5 protein-coding genes are annotated in these 4,945 nt (G+C 66.4%); 3 read left to right on the top strand and 2 right to left on the bottom strand.

What is annotated here, in order from left to right:
* The coding region (locus tag ACE3S9_RS14705; protein WP_374547230.1) for an ABC transporter substrate-binding protein at positions 1 to 631 on the bottom strand (631 nt) is incomplete at its 3' end.
* Between the two features lie 110 nt (positions 632 to 741).
* On the opposite strand from ACE3S9_RS14705, the gene recG reads away from it, so the two are divergent.
* The gene (gene recG / locus ACE3S9_RS14700; protein ID WP_374547229.1) at positions 742 to 2,835 is read left to right on the top strand and encodes an ATP-dependent DNA helicase RecG; all 2,094 of its coding nucleotides are present in this window, start codon (positions 742 to 744) and stop codon (positions 2,833 to 2,835) included.
* A 56-nt stretch (positions 2,836 to 2,891) separates the two neighbouring features.
* Entirely contained in the window at positions 2,892 to 3,236 is a 345-nt protein-coding gene (locus ACE3S9_RS14695) for a hypothetical protein (protein ID WP_374547228.1), read from the top strand.
* Here ACE3S9_RS14695 and ACE3S9_RS14690 read toward each other — a convergent pair.
* Positions 3,221 to 3,955 (bottom strand): NUDIX hydrolase, encoded by a 735-nt coding sequence (locus ACE3S9_RS14690; RefSeq protein ID WP_374547227.1) that lies wholly within the window; start codon positions 3,953 to 3,955, stop codon positions 3,221 to 3,223. The genes ACE3S9_RS14695 and ACE3S9_RS14690 overlap by 16 nt on opposite strands.
* A gap of 92 nt (positions 3,956 to 4,047) precedes the next feature.
* Here ACE3S9_RS14690 and ACE3S9_RS14685 point away from each other — a divergent pair.
* A partial coding sequence (locus tag ACE3S9_RS14685) for a cation:proton antiporter (protein WP_374547226.1) occupies positions 4,048 to 4,945 on the top strand: 898 nt, incomplete at its 3' end.

Genomic DNA, 4,945 nt, shown 5'->3' with positions numbered 1-4,945 from the left:
CGCGGCGCGTCTCGATGGTGGTGGCGTAGGTCTCGTAGCCGTGATCGGCGAGCAAGAAGACATTGGGCTTGAAGCCCCCCTCGCGCGCGATGGCGAAGGGCTCGGACGTGGCGTAGCCCTGCTGGATCGATTTCTTGTCGGCGATGAAGGGCGCGGAATTGAAATTATAGGTCGCGACCTTGTCGCGCGAAAAACCCCATTTCTTCTCCATCCACGGCCAGACAGTGGTCAGCGTGGCGAGGCCGACGAACGCCTTGGCCCTGGGCAAGTCCTCGAACCGGTCGAAGCCCTCGCCGGGATGCGACATGAAGACGAGGGGATCCTTCTGGAACAGAGCCGCGACGGTGACGATGGGGATATTTTCGGCCAGAGCCGAAAACTCGCCGATCAGATTGTCGCCCATGTAGAAATCGGCCTTGCCGGCGGCGAGCAGCAGGCGGTTATTCTTCTGCGGACCGCCGGGCAGGATGGTCACGTCGAGGCCGTAGCGGGCATAGGTTCCATCGGCGAGCGCCTGATAGAAGCCGCCATGTTCAGCCTCGGCCAGCCAATTTGCGGCGAAGATCACCTTGTCCGCCGCCCGCGCCGGCAGGCAGAGGGCAAGAACAGCGAAGACGGCAGAGAGGAACATTTTGCGGGCCAAGGGAATCTCCTTGCGGCCGGATTTTTGCCGCGGCGCAGCGCGAGCGCAAGGCTTTTCGGTGTCTTGCCCGCCGCCCGCCGCGCGGCTAAACCTCTCCCATGCGGCCCTCGCTTCTCGATCCCCTGTTCGCCAGCGCGAGCGCTTTGCCCGGCGTGGGGCCCAAGACGGGCAAATTGCTCGACCGCCTGCTCGGCGACGCCGATCATCCCGCTCGCGCACTCGATCTGCTGCTGCACCTGCCGCATTCCGGCATCGACCGCCGCGCGCGGCCGAAAATCGCCGAGGCGCCGATCGGCGCCGTCTCGACCATCAAGGTCCATGTTACCGAGCACCGCCCCCCTCGCGGCAAAGGACCGTATCGCGTGCTGACGGAGGACGAGACCGGCGATCTGACTCTCATCTTTTTCCGCGCGAATGGCGGCTGGGTCGAAAAGGCCCTGCCCTTCGGCGAGACGCGCTGGGTTTCCGGCTTGGTGGAGCTGTTCGACGGCTATCGCCAGATGGTCCACCCGGACCGCATCCTGGACGAGGCCGGGCTCGCCGCTTTGCCGCCGGTGGATCCGGTCTATGGCCTGACCGAGGGCCTGTTTCCGCGCGTGCTGGCCAAGGCGGCGGGCGCGGCGCTGGCCCGCCTGCCAAAACTGCCGGAATGGCAGGACGAGAAATTTTTCCGCGCGACACATTGGCTATCCTTCGGCGACAGCCTCGCGCGACTGCATCATCCGCAGAACCCGCAGGACCTCGCGCCGGAGAGCCCATTTTTCGCCCGGCTCGCTTATGACGAATTGCTGTCGCATCAGCTCGCTTTGCGGCTGGTGCGCGCGCGTGTGCAGGTTCTGCGCGGCCGCCCACAGGTTTCGACCGGCGCTCTGGCGCAAAAAATTCTCGCCGCTTTGCCCTTCGCCCTCACTGGCGACCAGCAGAAGGCCGTGGCCGAAATTTCTGCCGATCTCGCCAGCGAAAAGCGCATGTCGCGGCTGCTGCAGGGCGATGTCGGCTCGGGCAAGACGGTGGTGGCGCTGCTTGCCATGGCCCATGTCATCGAGGCCGGACGGCAGGCGGCGCTGATGGCGCCGACGGAAATTCTGGCGCGCCAGCATTATGCGACGCTCGCGCCGCTGGCGCAGGGCGCCGGCCTGCGCATCGCCTTGATGACCGGACGCGACAAGGCCGCCGAGCGCCGGGCCACGCTGGAAGGGCTGGCGAGCGGCGCGCTGGATATTGTCGTCGGCACGCACGCCTTGGTGCAGGAAGACGTCCGTTTCGCGCGGCTGGGTCTGGCGGTGATCGACGAACAGCACCGCTTCGGGGTGCATCAAAGGCTGGCCCTGGGCGACAAGGGCGAGGCGGTGGACGTTCTCGCCATGACCGCGACCCCGATCCCGCGCACGCTGGCGCTGGCCTATTTCGGCGATATGGAGCTGTCCTCGCTGCGCGAAAAGCCGCCGGGCCGCCAGCCCATCGACACTCTGAAGATCAATGTCGAACGCATCGACGAGGTTGTGGCCGCGCTGGCGCGGGCGATCAAGGCCGGCGCACGGGTCTATTGGGTCTGCCCGCTGGTGGAAGGCAGCGAGGAGAGTGACCTCGCCGCCGCGGAGGACCGCGCCGAAGACCTGCGGAAGTTCTTCGGCGATCAGGTCGGCCTCGTCCACGGCCAGATGAAGGGTCGCGACAAGGACGCCGCCATGGCCGATTTTGCTGGCGGCGTGACGAAAATCCTTGTCGCCACGACCGTCATCGAGGTCGGCGTCAATGTGCCCGAGGCGACCATCATGGTGATCGAGCACGCCGAACGGTTCGGCCTCGCCCAATTGCATCAATTGCGCGGCCGGGTCGGGCGCGGCGACAAGAAATCGTCCTGCATCCTGCTTTATGCCGGGCCGTTGGGCGAAACGGCCAAGGCGCGGCTGGAGATTTTGCGCGAGACGGAAGACGGGTTCCGCATCGCGGAAGAAGATCTGCGGCTGCGCGGCGAAGGCGAAATCCTCGGCGCGCGGCAATCCGGCGCGCCTGGATTCAAGATCGCGCGGCTCGATCTCCATGCCGATCTGTTGCGCGCGGCGCGGGACGATGCCGAAAAAATCCTCGCCGCCGACCCGGAGCTGACCGGCGAGCGCGGCCAGACGCTGCGCCTGCTGCTCTATATTTTCGAACGCGATTCCGCTTTGCGCCTGCTGCGGGCCGGATAGTTGACCGTTCCCTCGTTTTGGCGAAACATCGTCACGTGAAATTTGCGAGCCCGATCATGCGCCTTGTTTCACTCGCCGCCGCTCTGGCCCTGACGCTGGCGCTTGCCGGCTGCAACGCAAACCGGCCGCCGCCTTCCATCGAGGCCACATTGCCGCCGCCGCAGGACGCCGCGCGCGTCACGCCGCGAGCGGGGCCGGATGCCGGCTGCGCCGACGAAATCGCCCGCTACCGCGCCATTCAGGACAATGATTTCGCCACCGGCAACGTCAACAAGGACGTCCACGCCCAGATTCAGACGGAAATCGCGGAAGCCGAACGCGCCTGCGCCGCGGGCGATCAGCTTCGCGCGCGCTATCTGCTGCGCGCGAGCAAGGAGCGCCACGGCTATCCGGCCGGCTGAGACACGAAGGCGTCGCGCAAAAAGGTCTGGATGAAGCCGGGCATACGCGCGGCGTCGATGTCCTGCGGTCCACGCACGATATGGATGCGGGCGAGTTCCGGGTCGGGATCGCCGGCCAGAAAAGCCTCCGCCCGCGCGCGGGCCTCCGCCGCGCTCAGGGGCGAAAGCCGTTCCTGAATGCAGGCGATTTTCCGTTCCGCGACGACCACGCTCCAGCCCGGCGCGGGCGGCGCCTCCTCGGGAGCGAAGCCGGTCTCCTCCTCAAGCTCGCGCGAAACGCTCGCCGCGAGATCGACCCGATCGCCAAATATATCGTTACGGTCAGGCGTCCCGGCGGGGAAATAGATTTGGCCTGCATTGGCGGTATGGGCGCCCATTTCACCGAGCAGAAAGGCGCCGTCGCGACCGCGCAGCGCAGCCATGGCGAAGCCGTTGAACGCCGTTCCGTCGGGAACGCCGAAATCGAACCAGGCGAGCAGATTGCGAAAACGAGTCTCGAAAAAACAGCCGCGCAGGATATCCCCGTCCGGCGCCGTAACGATTTCGACATCGGCCAGCATCAGCACCGCGCCGTCGAACATTTTCGGCTTTTCGGCCAGCGCGTCGGCCCAATGCGCGTCGATCCGCGCGGCCTCGCGCTCGGCGAAATCCCAGCGGCGGGGGCGAAAAGCCGTTTCGAGGCGGGCGACGCGATAAAGGCCGTCGGCTATACCGGGCATAAGGGGTCCTGAGCTGGTCCGAAGCTTGCCTGACGCGCGGCGCGTTTGGCGCCCCGCGCGAATCCGTTATGGTTTTTGTCTGGAGAAAGCAATTGATCGCGCAATTCGATCCGGAACCCTACAAGACGCCGCTGCTGTTCCTCGGCGTGGCCGGCGTCGTCGTGCCTTTGTTCCGTCGTCTGCGCGTCAGCCCGGTGCTGGGCTTCCTCCTCGCCGGCATGGTGATCGGGCCGCATATCATGGGCCGGCTCGATTCCCTCGTTCCGTTCAGCCTGCCGGTCCTGGTCAATACCACGCGGGTCGAGGCCATCGCCTCGTTCGGCGTGGTCTTCCTGATGTTCAATATCGGCCTCGAACTTTCGCTGGAGCGCCTCATCCTGTTGCGGCGCTTCGTGTTCGGGCTCGGCGCGTTGCAGGTCGCGACCTGCGGGCTGGCGCTCTATCTGCTGGCGCGGGCGCTCGGCCTCGCCCAGCCGGCGGCGCTGGTGCTCGGCGCGGCTTTGGCCTTGTCGTCCACGGCGATCGTGGTGCCGGTGCTGGCGGAATCGCGCCGGCTCAACACCCTGTCCGGCCGCGCAATCTTTTCGGTGCTGCTGTTCCAGGATCTGCTGGTGGCGCCGCTGCTGTTCATGGTGTCGATGCTGTCCGACACGGCGGATACGGCCAATCCGTTTCTCGCCTTCGCGCCGGCCTTGCTGGCGGTGGCGGCCATTGTCGGCGTCGGCCGCCTGTTGCTGCGGCCCATGTTCCAGCTCGTCGCGGCCGCCGAATCGACCGAGCTGTTCATGGCGGCCTGCCTGCTGGTGGTGATCGCGACCGCCGTCGCGGCGGCCTATGCCGGCTTGTCCATGGCGCTCGGCGCTTTCATCGCCGGCCTGCTGCTGGCCGAAACCGAATTCCGTCGCGCCGTCGAACTGGCGATCGAGCCGTTCAAGGGCCTGCTGCTCGGCCTGTTCTTCGTCTCCATCGGCGCCGGCCTCGATCCGATGG

Origin of the sequence: Rhodoblastus sp., from assembly GCF_041915505.1 — a bacterium.
Taxonomy (GTDB): Bacteria; Pseudomonadota; Alphaproteobacteria; order Rhizobiales; family Beijerinckiaceae; genus Rhodoblastus.
The sequence above is the reverse complement of the archived record's forward strand: the minus strand, read 5'-3'. Positions and strand labels throughout refer to the sequence as shown.

Excerpts from the sequence above, each read along its gene's own strand:
- ACE3S9_RS14690 (WP_374547227.1), bottom strand. The coding sequence starts at position 3,955 with ATGCCCGGTATAGCCGACGGCCTTTATCGCGTCGCCCGCCTCGAAACG.
- recG (WP_374547229.1), top strand. The coding sequence starts at position 742 with ATGCGGCCCTCGCTTCTCGATCCCCTGTTCGCCAGCGCGAGCGCTTTG.
- ACE3S9_RS14695 (WP_374547228.1), top strand. The coding sequence starts at position 2,892 with ATGCGCCTTGTTTCACTCGCCGCCGCTCTGGCCCTGACGCTGGCGCTT.